This window comes from Streptomyces sp. LMG1-1-1.1 (assembly GCF_040815545.1).
Classification (GTDB): domain Bacteria; phylum Actinomycetota; class Actinomycetes; order Streptomycetales; family Streptomycetaceae; genus Streptomyces.
On sequence record NZ_JBFPNH010000054.1, the window covers coordinates 66,880 to 85,918 of the forward strand.

The window sequence follows — 19,039 nt, forward strand, 5'->3', positions numbered from 1 at the left end:
CCACCGGCTCTCCGCCACCCGGCCTCCGCGCCCCCGGCTGTCACCGGCTCTCCGCCCCCGACCTCCGCGCCCCCGGCCGCCACCGGCTCTCCGCCTCCTGGCCTCCGTCGGCCCGACCCCTCCCGCCCCCGCACCTCCGAGGAGCACACCCGACATGACGCTCGCCCAGCCCGACCGCGAGATCTGGTTTCTCACCGGAAGCCAGGCCCTCTACGGCGACGACACCCTGGCCCAGGTCGCCGACCAGTCCCGCGCCATCTGCGACACCCTCGCCGGGCAGCCCCAGATGACCGTCCGCCTGGTGTGGAAGCCGGTCCTCACCGACGCGGCCGCCATCCGCGCGGTCTGCCTGGAGGCCAACGCGGACGACCGCTGCATCGGCCTGATCGCCTGGATGCACACCTTCTCCCCGGCCAAGATGTGGATCGCCGGCCTCGACGCCCTCAGCAAGCCCTTGCTGCACCTGCACACCCAGGCCAACCGCCAACTGCCGTGGTCCACCATCGACATGGACTTCATGAACCTGAACCAGGCCGCTCACGGCGACCGCGAGTTCGGCTTCGTCCAGACCCGCCTCGGCGTCCCGCGCAAGACCGTGGCCGGCCACGTCTCCACCCCCGATGTCGTCGACCGCATCGCCGGATGGGCCCGCGCCGCCGTCGGCCGCGCCGAACTCGCCACCCTCAAGCTCGCCCGGTTCGGCGACAACATGCGCGACGTCGCCGTCACCGAGGGCGACAAGGTCGAGGCGCAGCTGCGGTTCGGGGTCTCGGTCAACACGTACGGCGTCAACGACCTCGTCGCCGTGGTCGACGCCACCGACGAGGACACCGTCACCGCCCTCGTCAAGGAGTACCAGGACCTCTACGCCCTCGCGCCCGAGCTGCGCCCCGGCGGAGAGCGCCACGCGTCCCTGCGCTACGCCGCCCGCGTCGAAGCCGGTCTGCGCACCTTCCTCACGGAAGGCGGGTTCCGCGCCTTCACCACCAACTTCGAGGACCTCGGCGGCCTGCGCCAGCTGCCCGGCCTCGCCGTGCAGCGCCTGATGGCGGACGGCTACGGCTTCGGGGGCGAAGGGGACTGGAAGACCTCCACCCTGCTGCGCACCCTCAAGGCGATGGGTCACGGCCTGCCCGGCGGTACCTCCTTCATGGAGGACTACACCTACGACCTCACGCCGGGCCGGGAACTCATCCTCGGCGCCCACATGCTGGAGGTCTGCCCCTCCCTCACCACGGCCGCGCCCAGCTGCGAGATCCATCCGCTCGGGATCGGCGGACGCGAGGACCCGGTCCGCCTCGTCTTCGACGCGGATCCCGGTCCGGCCGTCGTCGTCGGTCTCGCCGACATGGGCGACCGGTTCCGCCTCGTCGCCAACCACATCGACGTCGTCGCTCCGCCCGAGCCGCTGCCCCGGCTCCCTGTCGCCCGCGCCGTCTGGCGCCCCCGCCCTGACCTCCGTACCTCCACCGAGGCCTGGCTGACGGCCGGGGCACCGCACCACACCGTGCTGACCACCGCCCTCGGCGGCGAGGAGCTCGAAGACCTCGCCGAGATGCTGCGGACCGAACTCGCCGTCATCGACGAGGACACCACCGTCCGGCGCTTCACGCGCGAGCTGCGCTGGAACCAGGCGTACCACCGTCTGGCCCAGAGCCTGTGAGCACCCCCGCCACCCCATCCACCCCCACGAGGACGGAGCCCTCCGTGACCACCGCCGTCTCCAAGGAACTGCGCCGGGAGGTACTGGAGGCCAACCTCCGCATCCCCCGGGCCGGTCTGGCCACCCTCACCTGGGGCAACGTGAGCGGTGTGGACCGACAAGCCGGCGTCTTCGTCATCAAGCCCTCGGGTGTGGCCTACGACGTGCTGAGCGAGGAGGACCTGGTCGTCGTCTCCCTGTCCGACGGAAGCGTCGTGGAAGGCCACCTGCGACCGTCCACCGACACGGAGACGCACCGGAGCCTCTACCTGGCCTTCCCCTCCATCGGAGGCGTGACCCACACGCACTCCACCCACGCCGTCGCCTTCGCCCAGGCCCGGCGTCCGATACCGGTGCTCGGCACGACCCACGCGGACACCTTCAACGGTCCCGTCCCCGTCACCGAGGCCCTCACCCCCCAGCAGTGCGCCACGGACTACGAGTACAACACCGGCCAGGTCATCGTGGACCTGCTGGGCCGTGACGACACCCGGGCCCGCGAGGTCCCCGGCGCCCTGGTCGCCCACCACGGCCCCTTCACCTGGGGCGCCGACGCCACCACGTCCCTGGAGCACGCCGTCATCTGCGAGGCGGTGGCCGAGATGGCCCTCCACACCATCGCCCTGGGCACGGTCGAGCCCCCGCAGCACCTCCTGGACCGTCACTTCACGCGCAAGCACGGCCCGGACGCCTACTACGGCAACCCTTCCTCCGCCTGATCGCACCGAGGGGAGCCAGGATCATCCCGGCTCCCCTCCATGGTGTGCGGCAGCGGGTCAGGTGCGGGTCCAGCGCTGGTTGCCGCTGTTCCAGCAGGAGTAGAGCTGGATCAGCGTGCCGTTGGCGGTGCCGTTGGCAGCGGCGTCGAGGCAGAGGCCGGACTGGACACCGACGATGGAGCCGTCGGAGTTGAGGCGCCACTTCTGGTTGTCGGCACCCCAGCAGCTGTAGATCTGCACCTTGGCGCCGTTACCGGTGCCGGCGGCGTCCAGGCACTTGTCGCCGTAGACCCTGAGCTCACCCGCGGCGGTGTACGTCCACTGCTGGTTGGTGCGGTTGTTGCAGTCCCACAGCTGGACCTGGGTGCCGTCGGTGGTGACGGCGCCGGGTACGTCCAGGCAGCGGCCCGAGGCGACTCCCTTGATCGCTCCGGAGCCGGGGGAGGGGGTCGGAGTGGGGGTGGGGTTGGGGGAGGCGGAGTTGAGCGCGTTGAGGACGGAGGAGTAGGCGGGCTTCTTGCTGCCGTCGCCGTTGAAGAGCAGCGGCGTGTGCTCGGCTCGCCAGGAGTCGGTGTCGCGCACGCCCCAGACGGTGATGCCGAGGCAGCGCGGGACGGCCAGGCAGTCGTTGGTCACGTTGGCGTAGGTCGTGCCCGAGGCGCCCTGGATGTCGAGTTCGGTGACGGCCACGTCGACGCCGAGGGCGGCGAAGCTCTGGAGGGTGGTGCGGAAGTTGCTGTTGTAGGGGCTGTCGTTGTTGAAGTGCGACTGGAAGCCGACGCAGTCGATGGGCACGCCGCGCTGCTTGAAGTCCTTGACCATGGCGTACACGGCCTGGGTCTTGGCCCAGGTCCAGTTCTCGACGTTGTAGTCGTTGTAGCAGAGCTTGGCGGCCGGGTCGGCGGCGCGTGCGGTGCGGAAGGCGACCTCGATCCAGTCGTTGCCGGTGCGCTGCAGGTTGGAGTCGCGCCGGGCTCCCGAGGTGCCGTCGACGAAGGCCTCGTTCACGACGTCCCACTGGCCGATCTTGCCCTTGTAGTGGGCCATCACGCCGTTGATGTGGTTGGTCATGGCCTGGCGCAGCGCGCTGCCGCTGAGGTTCTGCATCCAGGCGGGCTGCTGGGAGTGCCAGGCCAGGGTGTGGCCCCGTACCTGCTTGCCGTTCTGTACCGCCCAGTTGTAGACGCGGTCGCCGGCGGTGAAGTCGAACCGGCCCTGCTGGGGTTCGGTGGCGTCGATCTTCATCTCGTTCTCGGCCGTCACCGAGTTGAACTCGCGGTTCGCGATCGTCGTGTACGTCGCGTCGCCGAGCCTGCCCGAGGCGATGGCGGTGCCGAAGTACCGGCCGCTCTGCGCCGCCGCACTGCCGAGCGTGCTCTCGGCGGCCTGTGAGGTCAGCGGCGCCACCAGCACGGTGGCGGAACCGAGGACGCCGACGATCAGCGCCGCGCAGAGGCCACCTGTTTTCCGGCGGACGGTGGACGGGGGAATGGCATGTGAACGCATGACTGGACCTCCAGTACGGAAATCACGGATGGATGCGAGCGCGGCGGAAGGATTCCGCGAGGGTGATGTCCGCGTGCGTGGGAAAAGGACGCGGACCATCAGGGCGCGATGATGCGAGGCCGGCGCCGCGACATGCAGGTAAAGGGGAGGCGGCGCCTCGGGATTCAGTCTGGAAACACCGCAGGGACATGTCAAGTGTTTCGGAGATGTTTCGGGAATGCGGCCCGAGAATGGGGCCTTTGAAGCCGCTCGAAAGGGTGCTCCAAGAAATGCCGGGACTGCCTCCTGTATAAGCGAGTGGTTGCCTCGCCTCACATTTTCGGGGCGTCGATGCCCGTCGCCCCGGAGGGCCGGTGCGGATATGTGATGTCGAACCACGTGAAGTGGGCTCGGTTCGTGGACGGGCGGCCGTGGGAGGTGGCGTAGAGGCCGAGCTGGACGCTGGTGAACAGCGGCGTGAGGAAGGTGGCTTCGACGGTGGCCAGGTCCTGCCAGGGGCCGTCGGGCGCCGCGTGGGCGAAGGTGTGGCCGAAGCCCCGGATGCGGACCCCCAGGCGCACGGGCCCCGGGGGGACGGGAGCGCCGGCCAGGACCTCGACCCCGTGGCGGAGGACGAGCCCTTCCTCGGTGCGCAGGAAGAGGAGGTGGGCGTCGTCGTCGAGGACTACGGCGAGCCCGGCCTGTTCATCCGGTGAGGCGGGGACGAAGCGCAGTTCGGTGGAGACGTCGCAGTCCGGCTGTTCCTGCGGGCGGACCAGGAGGGAGGGGACGGTGCGTTCGCCGAGGCGTTCGGGGCGGAGTCGGAGGCGGAGCCCGTCGCCGGTGGTCCAGAACGGCGCGCGTGGGGTGCGCAGGGTGCTCCAGTCGGTGGAGAGGACGGCGAAGTCGTCGTGGAGACGTTGGCGGGGGCTCGTGTGGTCGACGGGGGAGAAGACCGGCCGGCCGTCGTTCCAGGTGACCCTGCTGAGGAAGGTCTCGCGGCCGACGGCGGAACCCGGGCGGACGCCCAGGAGGACGGCCCGCCAGTCGCCGTACGGGGTCTGCACGAGGTCGGCGTGCCCGGTGCAGGTGACGGGTCCCCTCTGAGCGGGAGGGAGGACCGGGTTGCCGGGGGTGCCCCTGTACGGGCCGGTCACGTGGTCGGCGAGAGCGGCCACCACGCTGTGGTCCACATCGGTACCGCCCTCCGCGGTGAGCAGGAGATAGGTACCGTCGATCTTGTAGAGGTGCGGGGCCTCCGACCAGCGGGCGCCCGGCCGACTTCCCGACCACAGGACGTACTCGGGTCCTGTGAGCCGTCGTTCACCGGGAAGGTACTCACGCATCCAGATCTCGGTGCGGCCGGCGGCCTCGTCCAGGACCCGGGCGGCGGTGAACCAGGCCCGGCCGTCGCTGTCGCCGTCGTTCGGCCCGTCGTCGAAGAACAGCGACGGGTCGAAACCCTCGCCCTCCAACCAGTGCGGTTCCGACCACGGTCCCGCCGGGTCGGTCGCCGTGACGACTAAATGGCCGGGGCCGTCCATCAGCGTGCAGACGAGATGGAACACCCCGTCATGGTGCCGGATCGTCGGCGCGAACAGGCCGCGCGAGGGCCCGCACCCGTCCAGATCGAGCTGGGACGGCCGGTCCAGCGCGGAGCCGAGACGCCGCCAGTTCACGAGATCGCGGCTGTGGAACACAGGAAGGCCCGGGAACCACTCGAAGCTGGACGTCACCAGGTAGTAGTCCGCTCCCACCCGGCAGACCGAAGGGTCGGGCCGGAACCCGGGCAGCACGGGATCGCCGAAGGACGTACTCACGGGACCGGGACGATCTCGACCGGCACGGACAGCACGCGGTCGGCCGCCGGGTGACGCACGGGGCCGCGCAGGGTGAAGGAGCCCTGGAGCGGGAGGTCGCCGCTGGACCGTCCGACGGCCACGCCGATCTCTCCCGGCTCCACTCTTCTGCGCAGGTCGACCCCGGTGAACGAGGTTCGGTCGGCATGGACGGAGAAGGTGATCCGAGCGGCCTCGCCCGGCCGCAGCTCGACCCGGCCGAATCCGGCGAGCCACCGCCGCGGCCGCACGACGGACGCCTCGGGGTCCGAGAGGTACAGCTGGACCACCTCGGTCCCGGCCACCTCGCCGACGTTGCGTACGGTGACCGCGACGGAGACGGCTCCGTCCGTCGGGGCGACGGGGTCCACCGTGAGATCCGAGCAGGTGAAGCTGGTCCAGCTCAGCCCGTGCCCGAACGGGAACAGCGGAGTCGGGTCCACCGAGCTCCAGTCGGTGCGCCCGCCCAACGTGGAGTGCAGGTAGGTGCCGGGCTGTCCGCCGACCTGGCGGGGGATGGAGACGGGGAGCCGCCCGGACGGTTCCGCGGCACCGCTGATGATCCGGGCCAACGCCGTCCCGCCCTCTTCGCCGGGGAAGAAGGCCTGGACGACGGCCGCCGCGCGCTCGGCCAGCGAGCCGAGCGCGTAGGGCCGGCCGGAGACGAGGACCAGGACGGTCGGCACCCCGGAGTCCAGCTCGGCGGAGGCGAGCGCGGCCTGGTCGCCGGGCAGGTCGAGGGTCTCGGCGTCGCAGCCCTCTCCCGAGGTGCCCCGGCCGAACATGCCGGCCCGGTCGCCGAGTACCAGCACGTTCACCTCCGGATCTTCCGCGGTGACCGTGAACCCGGCAGCGGCGAGCGCCTCGCCGAGCGTCGGGATCTCCAGCCCGGGGTCGCCGGGCAGCGCCACGTGGTTGGGGAAGGAGTAGCAGCCGAGGAAGGAGTGGGGGTCGTCGGCGTACGGCCCGCTGACCGCGACCCGGCACGGACGCAGCGGCAGGATGCCGTCGTTGGCGAGCAGCACGGTGGAACGTTCGGCCAGGAGCCTGGCCAGTGCCCGGTTCTCCGGCGGGTCGAGGTCGACCGGCTCGGGCTTGACGGGTTCCCAGTCGGGGTCGAGCAGACCGAGCTCGGCCTTCTGCAGCAGGACCCGCTCCGCGGCCCGGTCGACGAGCTTCCCCGGAACGTCTCCCGACCGCACCAGTGCGGTCAGTGGCTCGCCGTAGCAGCGGGCCGTGGGCAGCTCGACGTCGATTCCGGCGGTCAACGCCAGCGCGCCGGCCGCGCCGCGCGACCCCGCGACGCCGTGCCTGCTCTCCAGGAAGGAGACGGAGTAGTAGTCGGCGACGACGACACCGCCGAAGCCGAGCTCATCCCTGAGCAGTCCGGTCAGCAGGCGTTCGTCGGCGGCGACCGGGACGCCGTCCACGTCGGTGTAGCTGTTCATCACGGACCGGGCGCCTCCCTCGCGCAGCGCCCGTACGAAGGGCTCGACCAGCACGTCGGCGAACTCGCGCGGCCCCGAGGCGACGGGGGCCATGTTCCGGCCGCCGCGCGAGGCCGAGTACCCGGCGAAATGCTTGAGCGTCGCCACGATGCCGGCGCCTTCCAGGCCCTGCACGTAGGCGGTGCCGATCGCCCCGACGAGATAGGGGTCCTCGCCGATGCACTCCTCGGTCCTGCCCCACCGGTAGTCGCGGACCACGTCGAGCACCGGAGCCAGCCCCTGGTGGACGCCGACCCGCCGCATCCCCTCGCCGATGGCGGTGGCCATGCGCCGCACGAGCCCGGGATCGAAGGACGCGCCCCAGGCGAGCGGCCCGGGGAAGACGGTGGCCCCGAACGTCATGAACCCGGTCAGGCACTCCTCATGAGCGATCGCCGGGATACCGAACCGGCCGGATCCGGCCACCTGCCGCTGGAGTGAGGCGAGCCGCTCCATCCCGGCTTCCGCGGTGATCGGGGCGGTTCCGTACACCCGCGTGAGCTGGCCGAGTCCGTGCCCGACGATGTCGTCGAGGCCCGGCGCGGGCTCGCCGGAATCGTCCTCCATCGGCGCGACGGGTACTCCGGGATGCGAGGGCAGTGCCCAGAAGCCGGTGAGTTGCCCCGCCTTCTCCTCCGGCGTCATCCGACTCAGCAGATCGGCGACTCGCACGGAAGCGGGCAGGAGAGGATCACGCCAGGGCTCGGTCACAGGGTTCTCCTAGGGACGGGGCGGGGCGGTGGAGAGCCGGACCTTGAGCTCGGTCGAGAGCTCCATCCGGGGGCTGACCAGGGGCTGGTCCTCCAGAAGCTGGAACAGCGTGCGGGCGGCGAGCCGGCCCATCTCCTCCAGAGGCTGACGCACGGTCGTCAGCGGAGGTGACAGCCATTCGCACATCGGCAGGTCGTCGAAACCGACCACACTGAGGTCCCGCGGGATGCTCAGCCCCTCCTGCCGGGCGGCCTCGTAGACGCCCATCGCCTGCTGATCGCTGCCGGCGAAGATGGCGGTCGGAGGCTCGGGGAGGGCGAGCAGCTCCTGGGCGCGCCGGAACCCGCCCTCGTGCTGGAAGTCGCCGAACCGGATCAGGTCGCGATCGACGTCGATCCCGGCCCGCTCCAGCGCGGCCCGGTACCCGTCGATGCGGGCCTGGCTGCAGAGCATCTCCTTGCGCCCGCCGATCGCGGCGATCCGGCGGTGCCCCATCGCCAGCAGGTGCTCGGTGGCGGCGAGGCCGCCCGCCCAGTTGGTCGCGCCGATGCTCGGCACACCGTTGCCCGGCAGGTCGATCGGGTCGATGACGACCAGCGCCACCCCGCCGCGTTCGACCTGGGCGCGCTGGGCCTGGGTGACCGAGGCGGTGACGAGGATGACGCCGTCGCTGTGGTGCAGGACCGGCAGTGCGGCCCAGCTCGATGGCGTGGCCTCGCCCGGCGGGACGAGTGACACGACGGTGCCGACGCCCCGTTGGGCGCACTCGGCCTCGACGCCGCGCAGTATCTCCACCGCCCACGCGCTGTCCAGACCGCCGATGATCAGGTCGACCAGGCCCGACCTGCGAGCCCTGCCCTGCCGGCCGGGCTGGAGGTAGTTGTGGGACCGCAGCAGGCCCTCGATCCGTTCACGCGTCGAGGGCGCGACATCGGAGCGGCCGTTGATCACCTTGGAGACGGTGGCCTGGGAGACCCCTGCCTCCGCGGCGATGACCGCCAGAGTCGCACGCTGCTCTCTCAACTTCTCTCCTCTCGACGCCGTCGATCGACGACAGGTATCGCAAACTTTCGAAGAGTTTCTGGTCGGTGCGACTGCTTGTCAAGCCCAGGATCAAGCGGTGTTCCGAGATAAATCGGTGAGAGGTCTTGACCGTGCAGCCCGGCGTTCCTAGTTTATGGCACCACGGAATTCGAGAGTATTTCGAAAAGTTTTCGTTCGCGAGACCGGCACTGAACCCGGCAGCGGCCCGGCGTCGAACCCGGCATCCCCTCACGGAGGTCCCATGGCCAGCACTCCACCGAGCCGACGAAACTTCCTTGCGCTCGCGGGCTTGACCGCCCTGTCCGTCTCCACGACCGCGGCCTGCGGAGCCGGCGCATCGGGCGGCAGGGCGTCGGCCGACGGCAAGGTGACGTTCGAGTGGTGGAACATCGCCACGACGGAACCGGGCAAGTCCCTCTTCCCGCAGATCTCCTCGGCGTTCACGACCGCCCACCCGAACATCGGGATCAACACCACCTCGTTGGAGAACGAGGCGTTCAAGTCCAAGCTGACCGCCACCACCTCGTCGGGCAAGCTCCCCGACGTCTTCCAGACCTGGGGCGGCGGTGTGCTGCAGCAGCAGGTCGACGCGGGGCTGGTCGAGGACCTCACCGACGTCCTGGACTGGTCGTCCCGGCTCACCCCGGTCTCGCTGCAGGCCTATCAGTTCGGGGGCCGCACCTACGGGGTGCCCTACGACATCGGCATGGTCGGCTTCTGGTACAACAAGAAGCACTTCGCCAAGGCCGGGATCACCGCCCCGCCGGCCACCTGGGCCGAGTTCCTCGAAGACGTCAGGAAGCTCAAGGCGGCGGGCATCACGCCGATCGCCCTCGCGGGCAAGGAGAAGTGGCCGGGCCACTACTACTGGGCCTACCTCGCGATGCGCGTCGCCGGCCTCCCCGCGCTGCAGAAGGCCGCGACCACCAAGGACTTCACCGGTGCCGGCTTCGTCCAGGCGGGCGCCCACCTCAAGGAGCTCGTCGACCTCCAGCCGTTCCAGACGGCCTTCCTCGGCGCCGGCTACGCCACCCCCGGCGGGCAGGCCGCGACCATGGGCAACGGCAAGGCCGCCATGGAGCTGATGGGGCAGTGGGGGCCGTCGGTGCAGAAGGACGCGGGCGCCGACCTCGGAGCGGACCTGGGCTTCTTCCCCTTCCCGACGGTCGACGGCGGTGTGGGACAGGCCACCGAGGTGTTCGGCGGCGGCGGTGGCTTCGCGCTGCGCAAGGGCGCCCCGAAGGAGGCACTGGACTTCCTGAAGTTCTTCGTCCTGGAGAACGAGTCCAAGCTGCTGGCCTCCAACGGCTACCTGCCGGTGGTCAAGGGCGCGGAGAGCGGGCTCACCGACGCCAACAAGAAGGTGGTGGCCGAGAGCCTGGTCAAGGCGACGGGCTTCCAGCTCTTCCTCGACCAGGCCTACCCGCCGGCGGTCGGCCAGGAGGTCAACGACAGCGTCGCCGACCTCATCGCCGGCAAGAAGACCCCCGAACAGGTCACCACGTCGATCACCGAGGCTGCGAAGAGTGCCTAGCTCCGTGTCCACCCTGGCGAAGGAGCGGACGGAGGAGGCCGTGCCGGCGCACCCGCCCGCCCCGGCCCGGTCGCGCCTGCGCGGGTGGGGGGACTGGGCGTCGGTCGCCTGGTTCCTCGTCCCGGCCCTGGTCCTCTTCCTCGTCTTCGTCCTCGCCCCGATCGTCGTCGCCGTCTACACCGGCTTCTTCAAATGGGGCGGGATCGGCCCCATGGACGACTTCGTCGGCTTCGCGAACTACACGAAGCTCTTCGACGACCAGGTCTTCCTCGGCGATCTGGGGCGCGGGCTGTACCTGATCGTCCTGTCGATCACCATCCAGCTGCCGTTCGCCCTGTTCACCGCGGTCCTGCTCAACCAGAGGATCCGCGGCCGGGCCGTCTACCGGATGCTGTTCTTCGCGCCGTACATCCTGTCCGAGGTGGTCACGGCCGTCCTCTTCACGATGATCTTCCTGCCCGGCGCCGGCATGGCCGACCATCTCGCCGGCCTCCTGGGCCTTGAGGGGTTGCAGGGCACGTGGCTCGCCGATCCCTCGACGGTCATGCCGACCCTCTTCGTGGTCATGATCTGGAAGTACTTCGGCTTCCACATGATGCTCTTCCTCGCCGGACTGCAGAGCATCCCGCCCGAGATCCTGGAGGCCGCCTCCATCGACGGCGCCGGCGCCTGGCAGCGCTTCCGGCACGTGACGCTGCCGCTGCTCGGCCCGACGATCCGGATCAGCGTCTTCCTTTCGATCATCGGGTCCATCCAGCTCTTCGACCTCGTCTGGGTCATGACCGCGGGCGGGCCCAACCACTCCTCCGAGACGATGGCGATCGCGATGTTCCAGTTCGGGTTCAAGCGGTACCAGGTCGGCTACGCCAGTGCGATCAGCGTGGTCCTGTTCATGATCAGTCTGGTCTTCTCCCTCTTCTACCAGCGGTACGTGCTCCGCCGTGACCTGACCGGGGCCGTCACCACGGGAGGCGGCCGATGAACGCCCGCCGGACGGCACGTGGCCTCTCGCTGCACGCCGTGGTCGGGCTGATCGCCGCGTTCGTCGCGGTGCCGCTGCTCTACGCGGTGATCTCCGGGTTCAAGAGCACCGGCGAGCTCACGACGAATCCGTTCGGGCTGCCGGAGCAATGGAAGACCGGTAATTACACCGGAATTCTCGGCGACGGAATGTTCTGGCGGCAGATCGCCAACAGCGCGGGCATCGCGATCGGCACGACGTGCTGCACGGTGGCGGCCTCCGCGATGGCGGCGTTCGTGCTGGCCCGTTATGCCTTCCGGGGCAGGGAGTTGTTCTATACGCTCTTCACGATCGGGCTGATGTTCCCGTTCGCGGTGGCCGTCCTCCCGCTCTTCCTCATGCTGCGTACCTTCGGCCTGCTCGACAACCCGCTCGGTGTGATCCTGCCGCAGGCGGCTTTCGGGCTCCCCATGACGATCGTGATCCTGCGCGGTTTCTTCCGGACCATCCCGGCGGAGATCGAGGAGGCGGCCACCATGGACGGCTGCGGCAAGTTCCGCTTCTTCTGGAAGATCCTGCTGCCCATGGCCCGTCCGGCGCTCGGCACGGTCTCGGTGCTGGCGGTCGTCGCGAGCTGGAACAACTTCTTCCTGCCGCTGCTCGTGTTCAACGACCCGAAATGGCAGACGATCCCGGTCGGCGTCCAGCAGTTCCAGGGCCAGTACTCGACCGACTTCGCGCTCGTCCTCGCCTACATCGTGCTCGCCATGGTCCCCGCCCTCGCCTTCTATGCCGTCGCCGAACGGCAGCTGATCGGCGGCCTCACCGCGGGCGCCACCAAGGGGTGACCCGCCCCGACGTGACCCCCACCCCCGAGGAGACCTGTGAAACGCCTGACCGCCCTGACGACCGTCGTAATGTTAGCGCTCACAATGCAGGGCGCGGCCGACCCCGCGCGACCCCCGGCCCACCCCGCACCCGTCGGCGTCGACTTCCGGGCCGCACTCCAGCCCATCGACGGATTCGGCTTCTCCATGGCCTTCCAGCGGGCCGACCTGCTGCACGGCGCGCGCGGCCTCAGCCCCGCCAAGCGGCGGGAGGTGCTCGACCTGCTGCTCAGCAAGGACAAGGGCGCGGGCCTGTCGATCCTGCGCCTGGGCATCGGGTCGTCGACCGACCGGGTCTACGACCACATGCCGACGATCCTGCCCACCGATCCCGGCGGGCCGGACGCCACACCGAAGTACGTCTGGGACGGCTGGGACGGCGGCCAGGTCTGGCTCGCCAAGGAGGCCAAGGCGTACGGCGTCGAACGGTTCTTCGCCGACGCCTGGAGCGCGCCGGCCTTCATGAAGACCAACGGCAGCGAGAACGACGGCGGCGAGCTCCTGCCCGCATGGCGGCAGGCCTACGCGAACTACCTCGTGCAGTACGCGAAGTTCTACCAGCGGGAAGGCATAAGGATCACCGACCTGGCGTTCACCAACGAACCCGACTGGACGGCGACCTACGCCTCGATGCGCTTCACCCCGCGGCAGGCCGTCGACTTCCTCAAGGTGCTCGGATCGACCGTCCGCGCTTCCGGACTGAAGACGGAACTGGTCTGCTGCGACGCCGCGGGCTGGGACCGGCAGGTGGCCTACACCGAGGCCATCGAGGCGGATCCGGCGGCCGACAGGGCCGTCCGTACCATCACCGGGCACCGCTACAGCGGCCCGACCGCGATCCCGCAACCCACCGACAAGCGCGTGTGGATGTCGGAATGGTCGCCGGACGGCACCACCTGGAACGAGAACTGGGACGACGGCAGCGGCTACGACGGCCTCACCGTCGCGGCCGACATCCAGAACACCCTGACCGTCGGCAACGCCAACGCCTACGTCTACTGGACCGGCGCGTCCCTCGGCGCGACCCGGGGACTCATCCAGCTCGCCAACCCCGGTGACGACTACCGGGTGTCCAAGCGGTACTGGGCGCTGGCGGCCTTCAGCCGCTTCATCCGCCCCGATGCCGTCCGCGTCCAGGTCGCGAACACCGACCCGGCACTGCGGATCACCGCCTTCCGCAACACCGACGGCAGTCGCGTGATCGAGATCCTCAACACCGCGACCACCGAGAAGTCCGCCGCCCTCACCCTTCGGGGCGGGCACGACCGGCACCCCGACGCGTACGTCACCGACGAGACCCGCTCGATCACCCCGGCCGACGTCGTCTCCACGCACGGCACGACCCTCACGGCCACACTCGCCCCGCGCGCCCTGACCACGATCGTCCTCGACTGAACCGCCGGCCCCCCTCCGAGGAGTCATCCATGTCCCTGTCCCGGCACCTCATCGCCCTGTCCGCCGCCGTCTGCCTCGCGGCCGGCCTCGCCGCCGCGCCCGCGACCGCCGAACCCCGTCCCAGGACGCTCGGCGAACTGGCCAGGAAGCACCACAAGTACTTCGGCTCCGCCACCGACAACCCCGAGTTCACCGACGCCGCCTACCTGAAGCTCCTCGGCAGCGAATTCGGACAGACCACCCCCGGCAACGCCATGAAGTGGTACGCCACCGAACCCGAGCCCGGCGTCTTCGACTTCACCGCCGGCGACGAGGTCGTGGCCTTCGCCAAGGCCCACCACCAGAAGGTCCGCGGCCACACCCTCGTCTGGCACAGCCAGCTCCCCGCCTGGCTCACCGAGCGCAGTTGGACCGCCGAAGAGCTGCGGCCCGTCCTCAAGAACCACATCCAGACGGTGGCCCGGCACTACAAGGGCAAGGTCATCCACTGGGACGTCGTCAACGAGGCCTTCAACGAGGACGGCACCTACCGCGAGTCGGTCTTCTACAAGACGCTCGGCCCCGGCTACATCGCCGACGCCCTGCGCTGGGCCCACGAGGTCGACCCGCACGCCAAGCTGTACCTCAACGACTACAACGTCGACGGGATCGGCCCCAAGAGCGACGCCTACTACCACCTGATCAAGCAGCTGAAGGCCGACGGCGTCCCCGTGGAGGGCTTCGGCATCCAGGGGCACCTGGCGCTCCAGTACGGCTTCCCCGCCGACGTCCGGCAGAACATGCAGCGCTTCGCCGACCTCGGCGTCGAGGTCGCGGTCACCGAGCTCGACATCCGGATGAACCTCCCCGCGACCCCGGAGAAGCTCGCCACCCAGGCCACCTGGTACGCCGACTACGTCAAGGCCTGCCTGGCGGTCAGGAAATGCGTCGGCGTGACCATCTGGGACTACACGGACAAGTACTCGTGGATCCCCTCCGTCTTCCCCGGTGAGGGCGCCGCGCTGCCCTACGACGAGAACCTGTCGCCCAAGCCCGCCTACCACGCGATCAGGAAGGTGCTGGGCGGATGATCAGGACGGCGATCGTCGGAACGGGCGGGATCGCGGGCATCTGCCACGTACCCGCCCTCCGGGCGCAGGCGCACCGGGCCGAGATCGTGGCGGCCGTCGACGTGGACGCCACGCGCGCCGAGGCGTTCGCGGCCGAGCACGGCATCCCGGCGGTCTACACCGACCTGCACACGATGCTGCGGGAGCAGCGCCCGGACCTCGTGCACTTGTGCACGCCGCCGTCCCTCCACGCCGAACAGGCCGTGGCCTGCCTGGAGTCGGGGGCATGGGTGTGGTGCGAGAAGCCGGTGGCCCTGTCGCTGGCCGAACTCGACCGGATCGAAGCCGCCGAAGGGACCGCCGTCGCGGGCGCGGTGTTCCAGCACAGGTACGGCTCGGGCGCCCGGTACCTTCGCGACCGGATCGCGGCCGGGATTCTGGGCCGTCCGCTGGTCGCGCAGTGCGTCACGGCGTGGTACCGCGACGACGCCTACTACGACGTGCCCTGGCGCGGTACCTGGCGCAGCGAGGGCGGTGGCCCGACGCTCGGCCACGGCATCCACCAGATGGACCTGATGCTCGCGGTGCTCGGCACATGGGTCGAGGTACGCGCGATGGCCGGCCGACTGGAGCGCGACGTCCAGACCGAGGACGTGTCCGCGGCCCTGGTCCGGTTCGAGAACGGAGCCATCGCGACGGTCGTCAACAGCGTCCTCTCCCCACGCGAGGAGAGTTACCTGCGGTTCGACCTCACCGACGCCACGGTCGAGCTGCGGCACCTGTACGGCTACTCCAACGCGGACTGGACGTTCACCGCCAGGTCGACCCACGCGAAGTGGGAGCCGCCGGACGACCTGCCCAGCTCGCACACGGCCCAGCTCGCGGACTTCCTGGACGGCTACGAGGCCGGGCTCCGGCCCGATCTCGGCAGGCCCACCATGGAACTCGTCACCGCCCTGTACAAGGCCGCGATCACCGGCCTGCCGGTCCGGCGCGGAGAGATCGACGCGACCGACCCGTTCTACGGCTCACTCGACGGGGGACGCCCGGAGGTGTTCCGATGACGTTCGAACTCCACGAGAACGAGGACTCGCTGATCGTCCGGGCCCGCGACGTCGACCTCTTCCGCTATGTGCACCGTCCGGTCATGGACCCCTTCGAGGCGCCGAAGCCCTACCTGCATCCGGTGCGCACGCTCGCCGGCGACGTGGTCACCGGGTACCGGCCGCACGACCACCGCTGGCACAAGGGCATCCAGTTCACGGCGTCATGGGTGTCGGGGCAGAACTTCTGGGGCGGCGGCACCTACCTGCGCGGGCAGGGTTACGTCGACCTCCCGAACCTCGGCACGATGCGCAGCCTCGCCCTGTCAACCGAGACGGACCACGTCCGCGCCCTGATCACGGAGGACCTGGCCTGGCACACCATGGCGGGGGAGCACTGGATCGACGAGCGCCGCACGCTGACGGCGTGCGACATGGCGGCCGACTCCTGGACCCTGGAGGTCACCACCGCGCTGACCAACGTCCACGACACCGCCCTGACGTTCGGCAGCCCCGGCACTCAGGGCAGAGAACTCGCCGGATACTCCGGCCTGTTCTGGCGCGGGCCGCGCGACTTCGCCGGCGGTGACGTGATCGGCCCCGCCATGGGCGAGCAGGGCGACTGGCTGGCCTTCACCGGTACGCACGACGGGGTCGACCGCTCCTCCACGCTGCTGTTCCTGGACGATCCGGACGCCCCTTGCCACTGGTTCGTCCGCAGTGAGCCCTTCCCCGCCGTCAACCCGTCCCTGGCGTTCGGCAAGGAGCTGCCGCTGGCCCCGGGCGCCACCCTGTCGCGCCGGTACCGGATCGTCGTGGCCGACGGCGCGTGGAGCGCCTCGCGCCTGTCCCGCCACGTCGAGGAACACCCGTGGTGACCCCGCTCCCCGGCGGTGTGGGGATCTCCGGGCTGACCGTGTACGACTGGGAGGCCGCCGACGGGCTGTGCGGCGGTACCCCGCACATGCACCTCGTCTGCTCCGAGGCGTACGTCGTCATCGGCGGCGAGGGCAGCGTCCAGACCCTCACCACCTCCGGTTTCGCCGACACACCGCTGCGCCCCGGGGACGTCGTCTGGTTCACCCCCGGAACGATCCACCGTCTCGTCAACGCCGGCGGCCTGCGCCTCGTCGTACTCATGCAGAACAGCGGGCTCCCCGAGGCGGGCGACGCCGTCTTCACCTTCCCCCCGCACGTCCTCGCCGATCCCGACACCTACCGGGCGGCGGCCGTCCTGACCGGCGACCACGCCGCGGCGGCGCGCCGCCGCCGCGACCTGGCACTGGAGGGATTCCTGACCCTGCGCCGCGAAGGAGGGCTGCGGGAGTTCCACAGCGCGGCGCACCGCTTGAAGAGCGAGCTGCTCGACGCCTGGTGGTTCCGCTGGCGCGACGGCCCGCTGGCGGCGACCCTCGCGACCGGCGGCCAACTGGCGGCGCTGAAGGCCGGAGACCCCTCCCACCTCGACCACGGCGAGGTGTCGCGGCTGGAGCGCCCGGAGGACCCGCTCTTCGGCATGTGCGGCCTTCTCCACGCCTATCCGTCCCCGTCCTCCTGACGCGGCCGTGCGCGCGGTTCGTCGGAGTCACCTCACCCCCACCCCCGAAGGAGCTCTCCTGATGAGATTTCGCCGTCCACCCCTGGTCCTGAGTCTCGTCCTCGCGGTCCTGTCGTCCTTGCTGCTCGGGGCCTCTCTCCTCACCGCCCCGCCCGCCGCCGCGGCGACCGTCGACACCAACGCCTGGTACGTGCTGGTCAACCGCAACAGCGGCAAGGCCCTGGACGTCTACAACCTGGCGACCGGCGACGGTGCCCGCATCACCCAGTGGACCAGGAACGACCAGAACCAGCAGCAGTGGCAGTTCGTCGCCTCCGGCGACGGCTACTACCGCCTCAAGTCCCGCCATTCCGGCAAGGTCCTGGACGTCCAGAACGGTTCCACCGCCAATGGCGCCGCGATCGTCCAGTGGGCCGACCTGAACGCCACCAACCAGCAGTGGCGCCTGGCCGACAGCGCGGACGGCCACGTGCGGCTCGTCGCCCGACACAGCGGCAAGGCCCTCGAGGTACAGGGCGCCTCCACCGCCGACGGCGCGAACGTCGTCCAGTACGACGACTGGGGCGGCGCCAACCAGCAGTGGCAGCTCGTCAAGGTGGCCGGCGGCACTCCCGGCACCTGCGCCCTTCCCTCGACGTACCGCTGGTCGTCGACGGGCGCGCTGGCGCAGCCCAAGGCGGGCTGGGCCTCGCTCAAGGACTTCACCGTCGCCCCCTACAACGGCAAGCAGCTCGTCTACGCGACGACGCACGGCGCCGCGGGAACGGGAGCGGGCTGGGGCTCGATGAACTTCGCCCCGTTCACCGACTGGTCGGAGATGGCCTCGACGGCTCAGAACACGATGTCGAGTTCCGTCGTCGCGCCCACGCTCTTCTACTTCGCGCCGAAGAACACCTGGGTGCTCGCCTACCAGTGGGGCAGGACCGCCTTCTCCTACCGGACGTCGAGCGACCCCTCCAACCCGAACGGCTGGTCGGCGGAGCAGGAACTCTTCTCCGGGACGATCGCCGACTCGGGAACGGGCCCCATCGACCAGACGCTCATCGGTGACGGTACGAACATGTACCTGTTCTTCGCCGGCGACAACGGCAAGATCTACCGGGCCGGCATGCCGATCGGGAACTTCCCCGGCAGTTTCGGGAAGACCTCGACCGTGGTCATGAGCGACACGACGAACAACCTGTTCGAAGCCCCGCAGGTCTACAAGCTCCAGGGCCAGGACCGCTATCTCATGATCGTCGAGGCCATCGGCTCCCAGGGCCGGTACTTCCGCTCGTTCACGGCCACCAGCCTCAACGGTTCCTGGACACCCCAGGCCGCGACCGAGAGCAACCCCTTCGCGGGCAAGGCCAACAGCGGTGCCACCTGGACCAACGACATCAGCCACGGCGAACTGATCCGCACCGGCGCCGACCAGACCTTCACGGTCGACCCCTGCAACCTCCGGTTCCTCTACCAGGGCCGCGACCCCAACTCCGGCGGGGACTACGGCCAGTGGCCCTACCGCCCGGGTCTGCTGACGCAGCAGCGCTGACCGCTTGTCACCGCTCCGGCTCCGCGGTGGAGCCGGAGCGGGCAGAGCGGGTCCCGGCCCCGGGACTTCGGCCGTATATCTTTGCCGACGCT

At 70.1% G+C, this 19,039-nt stretch carries 15 protein-coding genes; 11 read left to right on the forward strand and 4 right to left on the reverse strand.

Annotation, left to right across the window (positions count from 1 at the left end; all coding sequences use genetic code 11):
• Positions 1 to 154: 154 nt before the first annotated feature.
• Both araA and araD read left to right on the forward strand, forming a co-directional pair.
• On the forward strand, positions 155 to 1,663 hold the full coding sequence (gene araA, locus MRBLMG1_RS28210; protein ID WP_367826955.1) for an L-arabinose isomerase: 1,509 nt from the start codon (positions 155 to 157) through the stop codon (positions 1,661 to 1,663).
• A gap of 44 nt (positions 1,664 to 1,707) precedes the next feature.
• Positions 1,708 to 2,421: an L-ribulose-5-phosphate 4-epimerase AraD gene (araD, locus tag MRBLMG1_RS28215; RefSeq protein ID WP_367826956.1), complete on the forward strand. Its 714-nt coding sequence runs from the start codon at positions 1,708 to 1,710 to the stop codon at positions 2,419 to 2,421.
• 57 nt (positions 2,422 to 2,478) lie between these two features.
• Here araD and MRBLMG1_RS28220 read toward each other — a convergent pair whose 3' ends face one another.
• The 4 genes from MRBLMG1_RS28220 to MRBLMG1_RS28235 form a co-directional block, all read right to left on the reverse strand.
• On the reverse strand, positions 2,479 to 3,927 hold the full coding sequence (locus MRBLMG1_RS28220) for an endo-1,4-beta-xylanase (RefSeq protein WP_367826957.1): 1,449 nt from the start codon (positions 3,925 to 3,927) through the stop codon (positions 2,479 to 2,481).
• Between the two features lie 311 nt (positions 3,928 to 4,238).
• The gene (locus MRBLMG1_RS28225; protein WP_367826958.1) at positions 4,239 to 5,726 is read right to left on the reverse strand and encodes a glycoside hydrolase family 43 protein; all 1,488 of its coding nucleotides are present in this window, start codon (positions 5,724 to 5,726) and stop codon (positions 4,239 to 4,241) included.
• Entirely contained in the window at positions 5,723 to 7,942 is a 2,220-nt protein-coding gene (locus MRBLMG1_RS28230) for a beta-glucosidase (RefSeq protein ID WP_367826959.1), read from the reverse strand. The genes MRBLMG1_RS28225 and MRBLMG1_RS28230 overlap by 4 nt, the downstream gene beginning before the upstream one ends.
• A gap of 9 nt (positions 7,943 to 7,951) precedes the next feature.
• Positions 7,952 to 8,965, reverse strand: a complete 1,014-nt coding sequence (locus tag MRBLMG1_RS28235) for a LacI family DNA-binding transcriptional regulator (protein ID WP_367826960.1) — start codon at positions 8,963 to 8,965, stop codon at positions 7,952 to 7,954.
• 262 nt (positions 8,966 to 9,227) lie between these two features.
• Between MRBLMG1_RS28235 and MRBLMG1_RS28240 the strand changes: the two genes are divergently transcribed.
• From MRBLMG1_RS28240 to MRBLMG1_RS28280, 9 genes are all read left to right on the forward strand, one after another.
• Positions 9,228 to 10,520: an extracellular solute-binding protein gene (locus MRBLMG1_RS28240; RefSeq protein WP_367826961.1), complete on the forward strand. Its 1,293-nt coding sequence runs from the start codon at positions 9,228 to 9,230 to the stop codon at positions 10,518 to 10,520.
• Positions 10,513 to 11,502: a carbohydrate ABC transporter permease gene (locus MRBLMG1_RS28245; RefSeq protein WP_414721662.1), complete on the forward strand. Its 990-nt coding sequence runs from the start codon at positions 10,513 to 10,515 to the stop codon at positions 11,500 to 11,502. The genes MRBLMG1_RS28240 and MRBLMG1_RS28245 overlap by 8 nt, the downstream gene beginning before the upstream one ends.
• A complete protein-coding gene (locus MRBLMG1_RS28250) occupies positions 11,499 to 12,329 on the forward strand; it encodes a carbohydrate ABC transporter permease (RefSeq protein ID WP_367826962.1) in 831 nt (276 codons plus the stop codon). Before MRBLMG1_RS28245 ends, MRBLMG1_RS28250 begins: the two co-directional genes overlap by 4 nt.
• A gap of 69 nt (positions 12,330 to 12,398) precedes the next feature.
• Positions 12,399 to 13,763: a glycoside hydrolase family 30 protein gene (locus MRBLMG1_RS28255; RefSeq protein WP_367826963.1), complete on the forward strand. Its 1,365-nt coding sequence runs from the start codon at positions 12,399 to 12,401 to the stop codon at positions 13,761 to 13,763.
• A gap of 29 nt (positions 13,764 to 13,792) precedes the next feature.
• Positions 13,793 to 14,833, forward strand: a complete 1,041-nt coding sequence (locus tag MRBLMG1_RS28260) for an endo-1,4-beta-xylanase (RefSeq protein ID WP_367826964.1) — start codon at positions 13,793 to 13,795, stop codon at positions 14,831 to 14,833.
• Positions 14,830 to 15,876, forward strand: a complete 1,047-nt coding sequence (locus MRBLMG1_RS28265) for a Gfo/Idh/MocA family protein (RefSeq protein WP_367826965.1) — start codon at positions 14,830 to 14,832, stop codon at positions 15,874 to 15,876. Before MRBLMG1_RS28260 ends, MRBLMG1_RS28265 begins: the two co-directional genes overlap by 4 nt.
• Complete coding sequence (locus MRBLMG1_RS28270) at positions 15,873 to 16,733, forward strand: PmoA family protein (protein ID WP_367826966.1); 861 nt, start codon at positions 15,873 to 15,875, stop codon at positions 16,731 to 16,733. Before MRBLMG1_RS28265 ends, MRBLMG1_RS28270 begins: the two co-directional genes overlap by 4 nt.
• Positions 16,727 to 17,413 carry a cupin domain-containing protein gene (locus MRBLMG1_RS28275; RefSeq protein WP_414721663.1) on the forward strand — a complete coding sequence of 229 codons (687 nt, stop codon included), beginning with the start codon at positions 16,727 to 16,729 and terminating at the stop codon, positions 17,411 to 17,413. The genes MRBLMG1_RS28270 and MRBLMG1_RS28275 overlap by 7 nt, the downstream gene beginning before the upstream one ends.
• A 61-nt stretch (positions 17,414 to 17,474) precedes the next feature.
• Positions 17,475 to 18,947 carry a non-reducing end alpha-L-arabinofuranosidase family hydrolase gene (locus tag MRBLMG1_RS28280; protein WP_367826967.1) on the forward strand — a complete coding sequence of 491 codons (1,473 nt, stop codon included), beginning with the start codon at positions 17,475 to 17,477 and terminating at the stop codon, positions 18,945 to 18,947.
• The last annotated feature ends 92 nt before the right edge of the window (positions 18,948 to 19,039 follow it).